The organism is Streptomyces sp. Q2 (assembly GCF_056820935.1).
In genome coordinates this window covers 1-16,042 of record NZ_JBXEJE010000010.1, presented here as the reverse complement: position 1 = coordinate 16,042, position 16,042 = coordinate 1, and the positions used below count along the sequence as shown (strand labels likewise).

At 72.2% G+C, this 16,042-nt stretch carries 14 protein-coding genes; 9 read left to right on the top strand and 5 right to left on the bottom strand.

The features are described from left to right. Positions 1-23: 23 nt before the first annotated feature. Together ACWBNA_RS12670 and ACWBNA_RS12665 are read left to right on the top strand one after the other, a co-directional pair. Complete coding sequence (locus ACWBNA_RS12670; protein WP_482704604.1) at positions 24-743, top strand: ferredoxin reductase; 720 nt, start codon at positions 24-26, stop codon at positions 741-743. 232 nt (positions 744-975) lie between these two features. Beyond that, positions 976-1,560, top strand: coding sequence for an Rv1733c family protein (locus ACWBNA_RS12665; RefSeq protein ID WP_482704412.1), 585 nt, complete (start codon positions 976-978; stop codon positions 1,558-1,560). Between the two features lie 297 nt (positions 1,561-1,857). Here the strand turns inward: ACWBNA_RS12665 and ACWBNA_RS12660 are convergent, their stop codons facing one another. Further along, the gene (locus tag ACWBNA_RS12660; RefSeq protein WP_482704411.1) at positions 1,858-3,234 is read right to left on the bottom strand and encodes an 8-oxoguanine deaminase; all 1,377 of its coding nucleotides are present in this window, start codon (positions 3,232-3,234) and stop codon (positions 1,858-1,860) included. Between the two features lie 104 nt (positions 3,235-3,338). Between ACWBNA_RS12660 and ACWBNA_RS12655 the strand changes: the two genes are divergently transcribed. The 3 genes from ACWBNA_RS12655 (at position 3,339) to ACWBNA_RS12645 (ending at position 6,026) form a co-directional block, all read left to right on the top strand. Continuing rightward, positions 3,339-4,307: an acetylxylan esterase gene (locus tag ACWBNA_RS12655; protein WP_482704410.1), complete on the top strand. Its 969-nt coding sequence runs from the start codon at positions 3,339-3,341 to the stop codon at positions 4,305-4,307. 10 nt (positions 4,308-4,317) lie between these two features. Further along, the gene (locus ACWBNA_RS12650) at positions 4,318-4,722 is read left to right on the top strand and encodes a nuclear transport factor 2 family protein (RefSeq protein WP_482704409.1); all 405 of its coding nucleotides are present in this window, start codon (positions 4,318-4,320) and stop codon (positions 4,720-4,722) included. A 137-nt stretch (positions 4,723-4,859) separates the two neighbouring features. After that, entirely contained in the window at positions 4,860-6,026 is a 1,167-nt protein-coding gene (locus ACWBNA_RS12645) for a serine hydrolase domain-containing protein (protein ID WP_482704408.1), read from the top strand. 167 nt (positions 6,027-6,193) lie between these two features. Here ACWBNA_RS12645 and ACWBNA_RS12640 read toward each other — a convergent pair whose 3' ends face one another. Then, positions 6,194-6,919, bottom strand: a complete 726-nt coding sequence (locus ACWBNA_RS12640; RefSeq protein ID WP_482704407.1) for a class I SAM-dependent methyltransferase — start codon at positions 6,917-6,919, stop codon at positions 6,194-6,196. A 93-nt stretch (positions 6,920-7,012) separates the two neighbouring features. Here ACWBNA_RS12640 and ACWBNA_RS12635 point away from each other — a divergent pair, with 93 nt between their 5' ends. After that, complete coding sequence (locus tag ACWBNA_RS12635; RefSeq protein WP_482704406.1) at positions 7,013-7,237, top strand: hypothetical protein; 225 nt, start codon at positions 7,013-7,015, stop codon at positions 7,235-7,237. A gap of 235 nt (positions 7,238-7,472) precedes the next feature. On the opposite strand, the gene ACWBNA_RS12630 is transcribed toward ACWBNA_RS12635, so the two are convergent. Together ACWBNA_RS12630 and ACWBNA_RS12625 are read right to left on the bottom strand one after the other, a co-directional pair. Further along, entirely contained in the window at positions 7,473-7,688 is a 216-nt protein-coding gene (locus tag ACWBNA_RS12630; protein ID WP_482704405.1) for an SDR family NAD(P)-dependent oxidoreductase, read from the bottom strand. 45 nt (positions 7,689-7,733) lie between these two features. Next, positions 7,734-7,886, bottom strand: a complete 153-nt coding sequence (locus tag ACWBNA_RS12625; RefSeq protein WP_482704404.1) for a hypothetical protein — start codon at positions 7,884-7,886, stop codon at positions 7,734-7,736. Between the two features lie 628 nt (positions 7,887-8,514). On the opposite strand from ACWBNA_RS12625, the gene ACWBNA_RS12620 reads away from it, so the two are divergent. Beyond that, the gene (locus ACWBNA_RS12620; protein WP_482704403.1) at positions 8,515-9,771 is read left to right on the top strand and encodes a glycoside hydrolase family 16 protein; all 1,257 of its coding nucleotides are present in this window, start codon (positions 8,515-8,517) and stop codon (positions 9,769-9,771) included. Positions 9,772-10,015: 244 nt separating this feature from the next. Here ACWBNA_RS12620 and ACWBNA_RS12615 read toward each other — a convergent pair whose 3' ends face one another. After that, positions 10,016-13,153, bottom strand: a complete 3,138-nt coding sequence (locus ACWBNA_RS12615; protein WP_482704402.1) for an ATP-binding SpoIIE family protein phosphatase — start codon at positions 13,151-13,153, stop codon at positions 10,016-10,018. Positions 13,154-13,560: 407 nt separating this feature from the next. Between ACWBNA_RS12615 and ACWBNA_RS12610 the strand changes: the two genes are divergently transcribed. Next, complete coding sequence (locus ACWBNA_RS12610) at positions 13,561-14,388, top strand: class I SAM-dependent methyltransferase (RefSeq protein WP_482704401.1); 828 nt, start codon at positions 13,561-13,563, stop codon at positions 14,386-14,388. 286 nt (positions 14,389-14,674) lie between these two features. Beyond that, entirely contained in the window at positions 14,675-15,817 is a 1,143-nt protein-coding gene (rho, locus tag ACWBNA_RS12605) for a transcription termination factor Rho (RefSeq protein ID WP_482704400.1), read from the top strand. The last annotated feature ends 225 nt before the right edge of the window (positions 15,818-16,042 follow it).

Sequence of the window (16,042 nt, the reverse complement as noted above, 5' to 3'; positions counted from 1 at the left end):
TCACGCCCGCGACGCGGTTCGCCGTGCCCGGACGGATCGCCGTGAGCAACCGGGCCGCCTCGGTGTGGCAGACCGCCACGCTCACCGAGATCCGGCGCGAGACCCCGCGCGTCTCCACCTACCGCTTCGCGGTGCCCGCCTGGGCCGGGCACCTGCCGGGCCAGCACCTGATGCTGCGGCTGACCGCCGAGGACGGCTACGCGGCGCAGCGCCACTACTCGATCGCGTCCGCCCCCGACGACTCCGGGCACATCGAGCTGACCTTGGACCACGTGGAGGGCGGTGAGGTCTCGGGCTGGTTCCACACGGTGGCGGCGCCCGGCGACGAGGTGCGGGTACGCGGTCCGCTGAGCGGCTTCTTCGCCTGGCCCGGCGACCGGCCGGCCCTGCTGATCGGCGCCGGCTCCGGTGTCGTACCGCTGATGTCGATGGTGCGCCACCACCGAGCGCGGGACCTGTCCGTGCCGTTGCGGATGCTGGTGTCGGCGCGCAGTCCCGAAGAGCTCATCTACGCGCGGGAGTTGGGCGCGGAGACGACGCCGGTGTTCACGCGGACCGCGCCGGAGGGTGTGCCGGTGGGACGTATGGCGGCCGCCCATGTGGCGTCGCTCCTGGCCGAGCAGCCTCCTGGTGGGTGGGAGGCCTATGTGTGCGGGTCCAACGCCTTCGCCGAGCACGCCTCGCGCCTCCTGGTCGAGGCGGGTCAGCCGGTGGACCGTATCCGGATCGAACGCTTCGGCTGACAGGCGGGAACCGGGCGCGTCAAGGGCGGAGCCCCGCGCGTCACGGGACGCCACCGTCTTCGCGACCCTGTGGCCGGTTCACCCGGCCACCGCAGCCCCCCGGCGTTTCGGCATCACCCCGCTGGGCACTCCTCACCGGCGGCCCGACGCGGGGCCGCCGGTGAACGATGCCGGTAAAACGGGTACTAGATGCTTGGGGGCACTCGCAGGCGTGCGCGGTGCGGAGGTCGACATGCGAACCCGGGTGCGCGGCTGGCGCTGGCGGCGCAGTCCGCTGCGACGTCGGTCGGACGTCGTCGAGGCGTGGACGGTCCTTGCCGTCGCGGTGCTGATCTGTCTGGGAGCTCCCCTGGTCGGGGCGTTCGCCGCCTCCTGGGCCCACTCCGAGGCACGCTCGGCCGCGGTGGAACAGCGCGCCGAGCGCCATCGGGTCCGCGCCGAGGTCATCGGCAAGACCGGCGGCTCCCTGCCCTCGGTGCAGGGCGGCCGCGAGCACGCCTACCGGGCGACCGTGCGCTGGACGGAGCCGGGCACCGGTCCGCGGACGGCCACCGCCCGGGTTCCGGCGGGCTCGCAACGGGGTGAGGTGGTGGACGTGTGGTTCGACACCAAGGGCCGCAGCGTGCTCCCGCCGCCGGACGAGAGCGCGGTCTGGCAGCACACGCTCACCATCGGCGCGTGCGCGGCCGGAGGTGCGGCCGCGGTGGTGCTCCTCGGCCACTCCGTCGTACGAGGGGCGGCACGCCGTCACCGGATGGCCGAGTGGGAACGCGACTGGGCCCTCACCGAGCCGCAGTGGACGCGCCGCAGGGCGTGACCGGCCCGCGCCCGACAGCTCGTGCCCCGGCAGGCGACGCCTGCCCCCGTCGCGACGCCCGGCACGCGCCCTGACGCCGCACCGGAGGTTCCGTCGGTGCGGCGTACTGGGTGGCGTACGGCGGTTTGTTCGGCCACGTCCGCTCCGGCCGCGCGGGCCGCGGCGCGCAGGGTGCGGTCGAACAGCGGCCGGTCCACCGAAAGCCCGCGTACGTCCGGTACGAGGGCTTCCGGCCGGCACACCGAGAGCACGCACCGGACGCCGCTCCTCGACGGGCGAACGTCGCCTGCCGCGCCACTAGATCCGCTGCATCCGCCGAGCGATCCCTCCATGCGTCCGCAGCGCGTCCGCCAGTCCCGGCAGCACCGGTTCGCCCCGGTCGACCAGGAGTCTTCCGGCGACCACCGTCGCCCACGCCCGGGCGGGCCCGCAGCGCAGCCACGCCTCCACCGGGTCGCTCAACGCCCCGGCCAGCGCGACCTCGTGCAGGTCCCAGACGACCAGGTCGGCGCACGCGCCGGGCCGCAGGTGGCCCAGTTCGTCCGCGCGGCCCAGGCAGCGGGCCGAGCCGCGGGTGGCGAGGTCGAGGGCGTCCCGTGCGGTCATCGCACCGGGGCCGCCGCGGTAGCGGCCGAGGAGAAGGGCCCCGCGGGTCTCCATCCAGAGCGAGGCGTGGTCGGTGGAGGCGGAGCCGTCGCAGCCGATGCCGACGGGCAGCCCCAGTTCGCGCATCTCCCTGACCCGGGCCGTGCCGCCGCCGATGAGCATGTTGGAGCTGGGACAGTGCGCCACACCGACGCCCGCGGCGGCGAGGCGGCGCAGTTCGTCGTCGTTCGGGTAGATGCAGTGGGCGACCCAGGTGCGGTCGCTCATCCAGCCGGTGTCCTCGAAGTACTCGACGGGCCGGCAGCCGTACGTCTCCAGACAGTAGGTGTCCTCGTCGCGGTCCTCGGCGAGATGGGTGTGCAGCCGCACGTCGTGGCGCTCGGCGAGTTCCGCGGTCGCCGTCATCAGCTCCTTGGTCACCGAGAACGGCGAGCAGGGTGCGAGCGCGACCCGGATCAGCGCACCGGGTTCGGGGTCGTGGTGGGCCCTGATGAGGCGCTCGCTGTCGGCGAGGACCTCCTCGTCGGTCTGCGTGACGCTCCGGGGAGGCAGTCCCCCGTCCTCGACGGAGCGGGTCATCGAGCCGCGGGTGGCGTGGAAGCGGAAGCCGATGTCGCGGGCGGCGCGGATCTCGGCGTCGACCAGGCGCGGGCGGGGGTGGACGTAGAGGTGGTCCGAGGAGGTCGTGCAGCCGCCCATCAGCAGTTCGGCCATGCCGACGTACGCCGACACGTAGGCGGCCTCCTCGTCCAGGGCGGCCCACAGGGGGTAGAGGGTGGTCAGCCAGTCGAAGAGGGAGCCGTTCACGGCGGGCGCGTAGGAGCGGGTGAGGTTCTGGTAGATGTGGTGGTGCGTGTTGATCAGGCCCGGCGTGACGAGCCGGCCGGCCGCGGAGACGGTCGTGAGGGCCTCGGGTTCGGTCCCGGCCGATCCGACGCCGGTGACCCGACCACCCGTGACGGACACCCAGCCGCCCGGGATCTCCCGCCCATCGTCGACGACGAGCAGCCGGGCGTCCCTGACCAGCAGATCCACTACCTCGACCGGCACTTGGGCGGCAGACGTCATGGCGCCATCGTAGGCACGTGCGTGGCGAAAGACCTGGCGAGTCGTCCGACCATCCCCGTACGGTGTGATCATCCGCACGCTCCCTGTCGCAAAGGCGGTCCCAGATGGCCCTGTTCGACCTTCCGCTCGACGAGCTCCGCGAGTACCGCAGCGCGTCGACCGAGCCCGAGGACTTCGACGCGTTCTGGTCCAAGACGCTCGAGGAGGCACGCGAGCACGATCTGGACGCCCGTTTCGAACTCGTCGACACGGGTCTGTCCACGGTCAAGGTGTACGACGTGACGTTCTCCGGGTTCGGTGGTCACCCGGTGAAGGGCTGGTTCACGATTCCCGCCGAGGTCGCCGCGCCGATCCCGCTGGTGGTGGAGTTCGTCGGGTACGGCGGCGGGCGCGGTCTGCCGCACGAGCATCTGCTGTGGGCGTCCACGGGCCGGGCGCACTTCGTGATGGACACCCGCGGTCAGGGCAGCGCCTGGGGCGGCGGTGGCGGCACCGCCGACCCGGTGGGCGGCGCGCCCGCGTATCCCGGTTTCATGACGCGGGGCATCGACGCCCCGGAGAACTACTACTACCGCCGGGTGTTCACGGACGCGGTGCGTGCCGTCGAGGCCGCCCGCGCGCACCCCCTGGCCGATTCCGCGCGCACGGCGGTGATCGGTGCCAGCCAGGGCGGCGGCATCACGATCGCGGTGGGCGGTCTGGTCCCGGACCTGGCGGCCGTCGCGCCGGACGTGCCGTTCCTGTGCGACTACCCGCGCGCGGCGACGCTCACGGACCGCCACCCGTACCGGGAGATCGGCCTCTACCTCAAGACGCACCGCGGCCGCACCGAGGACGCCCTGCGCACCCTCTCCTACTTCGACAGCGTGCACTTCGCGTCCCGCGGCCGCGCCCCCGCCCTGTTCTCGGTGGCTCTGGAGGACCAGACCTGCCCGCCCTCCACCGTCTTCGCGGCCTTCAACGGCTGGGCGCACGACGAGAAGACGATCGAGGTGTACGACTTCAACGACCACGAGGGCGGCGGGCCCTACCACGAGGCGGCCAAGGTGCGCTGGCTGCGGTCGTACGCCTGAGGGGTCGCGCGTGGAGACGGGTGAGGCCGCGGAGCGGTTCGTGCGGGTGTGGGAGCGGGCCTGGGCCGGGCACGACGTGGCCGGGCTGCTGGAGCTGTACGCCGAGGACTGCGTGCACCGCTCCATGCCGTTCCGCGAGCCGCACCGTGGCCGGGCCGGACTGGCGGAGTACCTGCGTTGGTCGTTCGCCCGGGAGCAGGTGACGGACGTCCGGTTCTCGACGCCGGTCGTCGGCCGGGACGGGGTCGCGGTGGCCGAGTTCCGGGTGTTCTCCGAGGAGGCCGGCGAAGCGTCCACGCTGGCCGGGTGCGTCTTCGTACGGTTCGACGGGTCCGGCCTCGCGGTCGAGACGCGCGACTACTGGCACACGAGTGCGGGCCACCGGGAGCCGGAGGGATCGCTCTTCTTCCCCTGAGGCCGGGAGGCCCGTGAAACCGTGAGGCCTCCGAGCCTTCGCGTACGACACCTTCCACCTAGTCCGACCAGTCGGTATGTTCATGGGGCCCGGGTCGCAGCATGGCGGCCCGGGCTTCCGAGGACGACGGAGGGTCCATGTCCGAGAACGAGTCGGCGGTCCACGGCCACTGCGACGAGCGCTTCGACGCGGTGCGGACGGCGTTCGAGGAGAACTTCCGGGACCGCGGGGAGCTGGGCGCCGCGGTGGCCGTGGCGGTCGACGGCAAGACCGTGGTGGACCTGTGGGGCGGCTGGTCCGACGCGGCGGGCACCCGCCTGTGGGAGCGCGACACGCTGGTCAACGTGTGGTCGACGACGAAGGGCCCGGTCGCCCTGTGCGCGCACATCCTCGCCGACCGCGGACTGCTCGACTTCGACGCGCCGGTGGCCCTGTACTGGCCGGAGTTCGCCGCGGCCGGCAAGGAGAAGGTCCTCGTACGGCACCTGCTGTCGCACCGGGCCGGTCTGGCCGGGCTGCGCGAGCCGCACACCCTCGCCCAGCTCTGCGACTGGGAGCTGACGGTGGAGCGGCTCGCCGCGACGGAGCCCTGGTGGGAGCCGGGAACCCGGTCCGGGTATCACGCGCTGACGTACGGCTTCCTGGTCGGGGAGGTCGTACGACGTGTGTCTGGACTGCTGCCGGGGGCGTTCCTGGAGCGGGAGGTGACCGGCCCGCTCGGGATCGACTTCACCGTCGGGCTGCCCGAGAAGGAGGCCGGCCGAGCCGCCGAGCTGGTGCATCCGCCGACCGCGTCGAGCAGTGAACAGGCCGCGGTGTTCAGCCAGTTGGCGCCCGCCGCGATCGCCGCGCTGACCAACCCCCCGGCGGGCGCGGCCGAGGCCAACACGCCCGAATGGCGGGCCGCCGAGATACCCGCCGCGAACGGCCACGGCACCGCGCGGGCCGTCGCCGCGCTCTACGGCGTCTTCGCGGGCCGGGGCTCGTACGACGGTCACCGCGTCCTCTCCCCCGAGGCCGCCGAGCGGGTGCGCGAGGGCCAGGGCAGCTGCCGTGACCTGGTCCTTGGCGCCGGCTTCGAGAACGAGACGGAGATCGGGCTGGGCCTGTGGCTCAGCGGACCGAACGGGTCGTACGGCCCCAACCCGCGGGCTTTCGGACACGACGGTTTCGGCGGCTCGTGCGGACTGGCCGACCCGGAGGCGGAGGTGTCACTGGGGTACGTGATGAACCGCATGGGACCGCACATCGCCGACGACCCACGGAAGATGGCGCTGATCGACGCCCTGTACCGGGCACTGTGAGGTAGGGCGGGCCTCCGGCCCTCCGGCGGGCGTGATCGGCGGCCCGACGGCCGAGCCCACGGTCGCCGGCCTCTGTCGACGACCGGTGGCCGGAGGTCGCGGATACCGCACCGCCCTGTCGTTCGTACGCCGCTTCGTCCGATCCCCCATCGGATGCCGTCGTTCGGCTACGGCAGCCGTCGGGCCACGACCATCCGGACCCGTGGGCTGCCGTCCCGCCGGTGCCCGAACTCGGGCAGGGCGTGCAGGTCCACCTCGAATCCGGTGCGCTCCAGCTCCCGTCGTACCTCCGAGAGCCGGAAGGCCCGGTAGTACATGACGAACGGCGGCCGCCACACGGCGTTGCGCACCCACATCACGGCGTCGAAGCCCAGCAGCATCCAGTAGGCGCGGGACGCGGGGCGCGGCGGGGCGAGGACGGGGAAGGCGAAGCTCCCGCCGGGGCGCAGGACGCCGTGGACCTGGGCGAACAGTCCCGGAAGTTCGCGTGGCAGGAAGTGCCCGAAGGCCCCGAAGCTGACGACGAGATCGAAGGCGGGGCCGAACGGCAGGGCCCGGGCGTCCGCGCGCACCCAGGAGACGTGCGGCCCGGCGGGCCTGGTGCGCTCCCGGGCCACGTCGAGCATGCCCGCGCTGAAGTCGACCCCGGTGACGCTCTGCCGGCACACCTGCGCCAGCACGGGTACGCCGGCGCCGGTCCCGCAGCACAGGTCGAGCCCTGCGTCGAAGGGACCCATGCGGCGCAGCGCCGAGGCGACGGCGTCGAGCACCGGCTCCGGCGTACGGAAGGGGGTGTGGTCGAACTTCGGGGCGAGCAGGTCGTAACCGCGTTCGACGGACGACAGCGCCTGGACGGCGAGCTCGCGCAGACTGGGGCCTTCGGGGCTGAACACCGGGTCAGCTTAGGCGCACCGGGACGCGGAGGCGCGGCTCGGTGAGCATCCGCCTCGGCCGGGTCTCCTACGACGGACAGGGTGATCGCCCCGATGCAGATGCCGCCGGGCTCGATCTCCGTCGCCGTTCCGTCGACGGTCATGGTCACCGAGGTGCCGTGTGGCGCCCGGAGGGTGGCGTCGACGGAGACGGTGAGCGAGGTCAGGTACGAGGTGCCGGTGACCGTCCACGTGGAGCCGCTGTTCAGGCGTACGATCACGCCCTTGTTGACAGCCGCCTGCGGGGTGTTGGTGACGATGCCCAACTCCTGGAAGTGAGGGTCACGACGGCCCGGGCGGGGCACCTGAGGTGCGAGTGGTCAGGATCGGCGGGTCAGGCCGGTGTGATCATCCCCGCCGAGAGGTCAATGTCCGCACCGCACGGGGCCGGCATCGACAGCATCGCCACCAGGGAGCGGGCCACCTCGTCCTCCACGACGAGGCGGCCGAGAGCGGCGCGGGAGAACGAAATCCGGTTCGGCCTGTTCCGGGGTGCGGCCGGCGAGTTCCGCGGTCAGGCGGAAGCTGCGGTCCATACGCGTGGGCCGCGGACGGGGCCGGGTGAAAGGGAGTTGACGGAGATGCCTTGCGGTCCGACCTCGCCGGCCAGGGTACGGGCCAGGCCGGGCAGCGCCATCTTGGAGGCGGTGCAGGGGGTGCGGTGGAGCAGTGGGCGCTTGCCGCTGACCGAGGCGACGTTGACGATGTCACCGTGTCCGGCGGCGATCATCCGGGGCAGGAAGGCCCGGCACGTCAGGTACGCCCCCGTGCACATTCACCGCGAACACGTCGTCCCACTCGTCCGGTTCACTGCGGTGAGCGGCTTCACCGGCCCCGCCACTCCCACGTTGTTGACGAGCAACGACACGTCCTCGTCGGCGAGTTCGGCGATGAGCCGCCGTACCGCCTCGGGTCGGGTACCTCGCACACGGCCGTACGGGAGTCCCCGCCCTCCTTGATCACCTTCGCCGCCGCGGCATGCGAGCCGGCGCCTCGCGCGGGTCGGCGGTCAGGACCTCGACGTGTTCGAAGGCGAGCTCGTCGGCGAGTACTCCGCCCGTGACATCCGGGCGGGCCCCGGGGACGTCCTGGGGTCGGGCACCTGTGACTGGGGGCGCTCGCGGAGTTCTGGGGGCTGTCCGGGGAGCACACACCGCCGCCGCTGCGGCCCGGCGACGAGGTGACGCTCCCGTGGATCGCCTCGGCACCTCGCCAACCGTGTGGCGCCCGGCCGCTCGGACTCCTATCTGCCGCGGGCGCGCAAGCGGGGCCGGACCCCGCGACCCCAGAACTTCCGTTAAGAATCGGGAGTCTTGCCCATTTAGTCCCATTTGCGGGATAAGCGACACAGCTATGGCGCACATCACAGCGGGGGTCTCGATTCCCTCAACCGCCCCCCTCTGCATGCGCATTTGAGAACAGGAGGACTTAACGAACCTGCTCCGCGGTGCGCACGGTGGTTGCGGACAGGAATTGGCTCACGCAAAGTCCAGTGCGTTCGAGTCACTCCGACGCGACCCACAGGCGGACACGCGGGGGGAAAGGTCGACCACTACATGCACATGACCAAAAGGAAAAACCAAAGACGCCGTCCTCGGCTCACGATGGTCCACAAGTTGTCGCCGCTGCTGCTCGCCGCGGCAGTTATCGCCGCAGGCACCACGGCGCGAGCGAGCCAACCCGCATCGACGTCGGCCGACGTGATCGTCGACTCTCTGTCGGTCTCGGCGACATCCGGCGGACAATTCGCCGCCACCGCGAAACTCCATTCCGAGCGCACGACAAAAGTGCAGGAACTGACGGTCGCCGCGCGCTCAGGAGACGGTTCGCACTACGATTTCCCTGGTACGACCGCGGCGAAAGTGGGCCCCTCCGGGACGACCTACACCTCGGGCAGCCGCACGTTTCCCACAGGCACGTACACCTATTTCGTCACCTACAAGATTCAGGGCACGCGGTACCAACTGCCTCCGGTGAAGACGTTCACCTCCGGCAGCGCGAGCACCTCCCCGAGCCCCACCGCGAGCGCGAGCCCGGCCCCGTCCTCGGTACCCAGCCCGAGCCCGACTGCCGACCCCGGCACCACCACGGCACCCACGCCGACCCAGACCGAAGTGACCGGTTCGGCCGTTCCGTTGGGCATACCGGGCACCTGGCGGAAGGTGTTCGGTGACGAGTTCAGCGGCACCACGCTTGACTCCACCAAGTGGAACCCCAACTGGCTGGGCTGCCCCACCTGCACCACAAAGCCGGTCAATTCCGCCGAGCTGGGCGCCTACGCCCCGTCCCAGGTCAGCGTCAGCAGCGGCTCGCTGCACCTGACGGCAGTTCAGCAGCAGACCACGGTCAACGGCACGACCTACCCGTACCGTTCCGGCCTGGTCGAGAGCAACGACAAAGCCCAGTTCACCTACGGTGCTTTCGAGGCCAGAATCTACTCACCGGCGTCCGGCACACAGATCGCCAACTGGCCCGCTTTCTGGACCGACGGGCAGAACTGGCCGACCGACGGTGAAATGGATGTCATGGAAGGGCTCAGCGGCCGCGCATGCTACCACTTCCATTCCGACGCGGGCGGCCCGGGCGGCTGCGCATCCGGTGACTTCACCGGATGGCACACGTACGGCGCCGAATGGAAGTCGGGTTCGGTTACCTACTATTACGACGGAAAGCAGGTCGGACAGATCACGTCCGGAATCACGTCACAGCCGATGTACCTGATTCTCAACAATGGGGTCAGTGATCAGCACGGCGGTCCAAGGCTGACCCCCGCTGACATGATGGTCGACTATGTGAGGGTCTGGCAGCACTGACCCCGTCGAATTCCCCGGGGCGTCACGGGCCCGTCACCGCGGCCCGTGACGCCCCTCCCGCGTACAACACGGGCGTTGGAAGCACTTCCAGCCTCAATTGTTCATGAGTCCTCGTCTGTTCGTTGGCGGCCGGGTCTTTGTCCAGGCGCACCTGGCGATGACTCCGCAGAGTCGCGCGGGCACTGTCGACGAGGTGGTGCCCCTGGTGGTCCATCTGCTAGCGATCACCAACGCGCCGGACGCCTCACGAGGCGCGCGGCAGAGGCTGCTCGGTCCAGATGATCTTCGCGTTGGGGGTGTAGCGGGTCCCCCAGCGTTCGGTGAGCTGGGCGACCAGGAAGAGGCCGCGGCCGCCCTCGTCCTCGGTGCGGGCGCGGCGCAGCCGGGGTGAGGTGCTGCTGCCGTCGGAGACCTCGCAGATGAGCGCGCGGTCACGGAGCAGGCGGAGCTGGACCGGGCCGGTGGCGTGGCGGATGGCGTTGGTGACCAGTTCGCTGGCGACGAGTTCGGTGGTGAAGGCGAGCTCGTCCAGGCCCCAGGCGGCCAGTTGCTCGGTGACCGCCGCGCGGGAACGGGAGACGACCGCCGGATCGCTGGGCAGGTCCCACTGGGCGACCCGGTCGGGCCCCAGGGCGTGCGTGCGGGCGACCAGAAGGGCCACGTCGTCGCTGGGCCGCTCCGGGAGCAGGGCGTCGAGGACCGCCTCGCAGGTGTCCTCCGGTGCCCGGTCGGCGTGGGCGAGGACGGTCCGCAGCCGGTCGAGGCCGGAGTCGATGTCCCGGTGCCGGTCCTCGATCAGGCCGTCGGTGTAGAGGACGAGCTGGCTGCCTTCGGCCAGCTCCAGTTCGACGGTCTCGAAGGGCATCCCGCCGAGTCCGAGCGGCGGTGCCGAGGGCAGCTCGACGAACTCCACCGTGCCGTCGGGTGCGACGACCGCGGGGAAGGGGTGCCCGGCGCGGGTGAGGGTGCAGCGCCGGGACACCGGATCGTAGACGGCGTACAGGCAGGTGGCTCCGACGATTCCACAGTCGGTCTGGCTGTTGTCCACCGCCCAGCCCTCGCCCCGGTCGAGGCGTCCGACCAGGTCGTCGAGGTGGGTGAGGAGGTCGTCGGGCGGCAGGTCCAGGGAACAGAAGTTGTGTACGGCGGTCCGCAGCCGTCCCATGGTGGCGGCGGCGTGCAGGCCGTGGCCGACGACGTCGCCGACGACGAGGGCGACCCGGGCGCCGGAGAGCGGGATGACGTCGAACCAGTCGCCGCCCACCCCGGCCTGCGCGGGCAGGTAACGGTAGGCGACGTCGACGGCGCTCTGCTCGGGCCGGCCCCGGGGCAGCAGGCTGCGCTGCAGGGCGAGGGCCGTGTTGTGTTCGCGGGTGTAGCGACGGGCGTTGTCGATGCAGATCGCCGCGCGGCCGGCCAGTTCCTGGGCCAGGGACAGGTCGTCCTCCTCGAAGGGGGCGGGCTTGTCGGAGCGGTAGAAGCTGACCACGCCGAGGGTCGCGCCCCGGGCCCGCAGCGGCACCGTGATCAGGGAGTGGATACCCGCCGCGAGGACGCGTTCGAGCCGTGCCGGGTCCTGGGCGAGCCAGCCCTCGGCCTCGACGAGCACGGGTTCGAGCACGGACCGCCTGCTCTCCAGGCTGCGGGCCTGCGGTGTGGTCGGGACGTAGTGGACCGGATCGCCGACGCCGTACAGGTAGGGCACCTCGTGGACGGAGCCCAACGCGATCCGGCGCAGTGGGGTCCCTGCTCCGAGCGGGCCCGGCTCGTCGCCCTGCAGCACCGCGTCGGGGAGGTCCACGGCCGTGAAGTCGGCGAACCTCGGGACGGCGACCTCGGTCAGTTCCTCGGCCGTGCGGGTGACGTCGAGGGTGGTGCCGACGCGGACACCGGCGTCGTGCAGCCACTCCAGGCGCCTGCGGGCCAGCACGGCGAGCCGGCCCACGCCCGGCTCGCCGACGAGCAGCAGACGGTCATCGGCACCGCTGCCGTCCTCGCCGGGCCGGGTCGGGGGCGGCAGGTGCTCGGTGTCCCCGTCGGGCGCGGGCCGCGGCGCGGACGGGATGGTCACGGACGGCATGGTGACGGGCGGAATCAGGGTCGGCGCGGGCGGATCGGCGGACGCGGTGGACAGGAAGGTGCCGTCGCCGGTGGCCGGCGTGGTCGCAGGCCCTGGTGTCGTCGGCGCGGTCGCGACGACCCGGGCCGTCGCCGGCGCGGCCGCGGGCGGTACATCCGTGACGCTGCCGGACGGGCGCGGCCCGGACGCGGCCGCGGTCGTCGCGGCCGTTGCCGCTGCCGAGGTCGCCCCCGCAGCGGTCGTTCCGGCCTCTGCCCCCGTCTCCGCCGGTCTCGCCGAGGCCGCCCCGGCCGCGATCGTCCCCGCCTCAGTCCCCGCCTCAGTCCCCGCCACGGTCGTCATCCCGGCCGCCGTCGATCCGGCCTGGCGTAGCCGGGGTCCGCCGAGGATCCGGGCCTCGACGACCACGCCGGTCTCGCCCTCCGCGCCCATGACCGGGCGGCGCAGCAGGGTGGCGACGCGGCCGCCGGACAGGACGACCTCGTCGAGGTTGCGCTGGGGCGAGGCGAGGAGCTCCTCGGCCTTCTCCCGCAGCACGGCCAGGTCGATGCGGCCGAGGCCGCCGTCACCGCGGCCGTCTCCCAGGTCGGGCGCCGCGAGGCGGGGCTGGCGCGGCCATCCGCCCACGTCGGGGCCCGCTCGCCGGTACGCCGCGAGCAGCGCGCGTTCGCGCTGCGTGGACAGCTCCAGCAGCCGTGCCTCGATGCCGCGGGCGGCCTCGCGGACGAGCCTCAGCATGGTGGGGTCGCTGTCGGTACGCAGGCAGGTCAGGTCGAGTACGGCCTCGATGCGTCCGCTGAAGGGGTCACGGACGGGCGCCCCGGCGCAGGCGAAGGGCTGGAGGCAGTCGGCGAAGTGCTCTCGGCCGACGACGTAGACGGGGCTGCGCTCGGCGAGCGCGGTGCCGACACCGTTGGTGCCGACGGCTCGCTCGGAAGCGTCGAAGCCGGGTGCGAACCGCACCTCGTCCAAGCGGTCGCGCAGCTTCCGGTCACCGCCGAGCCGCTGGATCATGCGGCCTCGCGCGTCGCAGAGCGCGACGGCCATGCCGACCTCGGTGAGCGACGCGCTCAGATCCGTCAGGACGGGGTCGGCGGCGCGCAGGAACCGGTCCTCCAACGTCAGGTCCGGAGCGTAGGGAACCAGCAGTTGGTGCGGCTCGAGCCCCGCCGACCTGCATCGTTTCCAGGAGTCGAGCACCGAGTCCCGGACCGTGGCGTCGACGAGCGCACCGGCCAGGAAACGTTCGTGGGCATCGACGAGTCCGCCGATGTCGTCCCAGGCGACCGACAAGGGGATCACTTCCCTCACCCGGAGACGGCCAGGTCGCGCACCGCTGTTCGACGCGCCGCCCGGCGGTTCTCCAAGCGACCTCACCCTATTCCTTTTGTGACGCACACCACAACGCTGGCCGGTGCCCGGGCAGGGTCGCGCGAGGAGAGGCCGGGACAAGGGCCACTGGCCCTGAAGTGTGCCGTCGGCCAGACGGAGGCGGGCCGCATCGCCGTCCCGAGTACGGAGGCACCGTCGCGGATGACCACGCCGACGGCCGGGCCGTGGCCGAGGCCGAGGGCGGTCCGGGCGCCAGCCTCCACGCCCGCGTCCGCACCGCACCGCACCGTTGAGCCTGTCAGCGACCATGCGCCGGAGGCGGCCATCGGGGTTCGGACCGTTGGCATTGAGGGGTCCGTTCACGGTTGGATGCCGTCATGACCACCGACGAGCACGAGCGGCTGATGCGGGCCAACCGGGCGAACTGGGACGCCCGCACCCCCGTCCATCTCGCCAGCCGGTTCTACGGGCTCGACCAGGACCTCGACCCCGAGCGCTGGTTCGGTGCCTTCGAGTGGGACGACCTGGGTGAGCTCGCCGGCCGCGACGTGCTCCATCTGCAGTGCCACCTCGGCACCGAGACACTGGCCTTCGCCCGGCGCGGGGCGCGGGCCGTCGGCCTCGACTTCTCCGAGGCGTCCGTGGCGGCGGCGAAGGCCATCGCGGCCAAGGCCGGGCTCGACGTGGGATACGTGTGCGCGAACGTCTACGACGCCGTCGAGGCCCTGGAGGGACGGCGGTTCGACGTCGTCTACACCGGCAAGGGCGCACTGTGCTACCTGCCCGACCTGGAGCGCTGGGCGAGTGCCGTGGCCCAACTCCTGCGCCCCGGCGGCCGGTTGTACATCGTCGAGTTCCATCCGCTGCTCAACTCGCTGGGCCCCAAGCCCGCCGCAGGCGAGGGCCCCGAGCTGCTGCTGCGCCACGACTACCTGGGCGGCGAGAGCCCAGTGCGCCGGGACGCGACCCACACCTACACCGACGGCCCGCCCGTCGAGGGCGCGACCGACAGCTACGAGTGGATGCACGGAATAGGAGAGGTCATCGGCGCGTTGACGGGGGTGGGACTGAACGTCCGGCGCCTGCGGGAAAGCGACGAACTGCCCTGGCAGCGCTGGCCGCAGATGGTCCGTACACCGTCAGGCTGGTGGCGGCTTCCCGAGCCGCGCATCCCCCTCCTGTACGGCCTGCTGGCCGACCGTTGAGTCCCGCGTCACAGACCTGACCGCGCATCGCGTGGTACATTGCGGCTAGCACTTGTGTACGCCCGTTCCGGGCGCCGGTGCCAGTTCCTCTCAACCAGCCGCACCGCCCGCCGTTTCCACGGCCGGCACATCGGCTTCCCAGCACCACCTCGTCGAAGGCCTCAGTCGCCGTACCCGAGGTGCGTTCCCGCCGCCGAGGCGCGTCTTCGCTCCGCCTCCCCTCGCGGCTCACCCCTTCCTTCTTCCGCATGCCTCAAGACTTCCGTCCGTGAAAGGACCACCCAGCATGACCACCACACTCGAACACCCCCCTGTCCAGCAGCAGGCCCCCGCCCGGGTCGCCACCGGCGTCCTCGACGTCGACGCGCACGGGAAGGGGCACCTGCGCCCCCTGGACCTCCACCCCTCGCCCTCCGACCTCCAGGTCCCTCCCCAGCTGATCCGCCGGTACGGCCTGCGCAAGGGCGACCACGTCGACGGCGTACGCGGCGCCCAGCGGGTCCTGACCGAGGTCGCCCGGGTCAACGGGCGCAGCCCCGAGGAGCAGCGGGGCCGTCGCCACTTCCGGGACCTGACACCGCTGCACCCGCAGGAGCGGCTGCGCCTCGAACACCCGGCGGCCGGGCTCACCGGCCGCGTCGCCGACCTGATCGCCCCCGTCGGCAAGGGGCAGCGCGGGCTCATCGTGGCCCCGCCCAAGACCGGCAAGACCGTCCTCCTCCAGCAGATCGCGGCCGCCGTCGCCGGCAACCATCCCGAGGCCCGGCTGATGGTGGTGCTGCTCGACGAACGCCCCGAGGAGGTCACCGACATGCGGCGCTCCGTGCGCGGCGAGGTGTACGCCTCGACCTTCGACAAGGCGCCCAGGCAGCACATCGCCCTCGCCGAGCTCGTCATCGAGCGGGCCAAGCGGCTCGTCGAGGCAGGCGAGGACGTCGTCATCCTGCTCGACTCCCTGACCCGGCTGTGCCGGGCCCACAACAACGCGGCCGCCGCCGGTGGCCGCACGCTCAGCGGCGGTGTCGACGCGACCGCGCTGATCGGCCCCAAGCGGTTCTTCGGCGCCGCCCGCCTGGCCGAGGAAGGCGGCTCGCTCACCATCCTCGCCACCGCGCTGGTGGAGACCGGATCGCGCGCCGACGACTTCTACTTCGAGGAGCTCAAGAGCACCGGCAACATGGAGCTGCGCCTGAGCCGCGAGCTCGCGAGCCGCCGCGTCTTTCCCGCCGTCGAGATCAACCCCTCCGGCACCCGTCGCGAGGAACTTCTCTTGTCTACGGCCGAGTTGACCGCCGTACGCGGCCTGCGCCGAGCCCTGCAGACCCGAGACGGCCAGCCCAGCACGGAGACCCTGCTGGAGCGGATGCGGGAAACCCCCGACAACGCCACGTTCCTGCGCCGCATCCAGCCGACGCTGCCCGTCGGCTGACGAACCGCTCAGGAACGGCGACTCGGCGTGCGGCATCCGGGTGCTCGCGGGCCCCGCTCGGCCCGGGCAGCGCTGTGTTCGGCGACTTCGTTCCTACGTTTGCGGTATGACAATCGGACTTACTTCCCGGGCTGTCCTGTCCACCGGTGCGCTCTGCGCGGCGGGCCTGCTCGCGCTCGCGCCCGCCGCCGCGGCGGCGCACACCGGGGCGGACCCCGCCGCGCC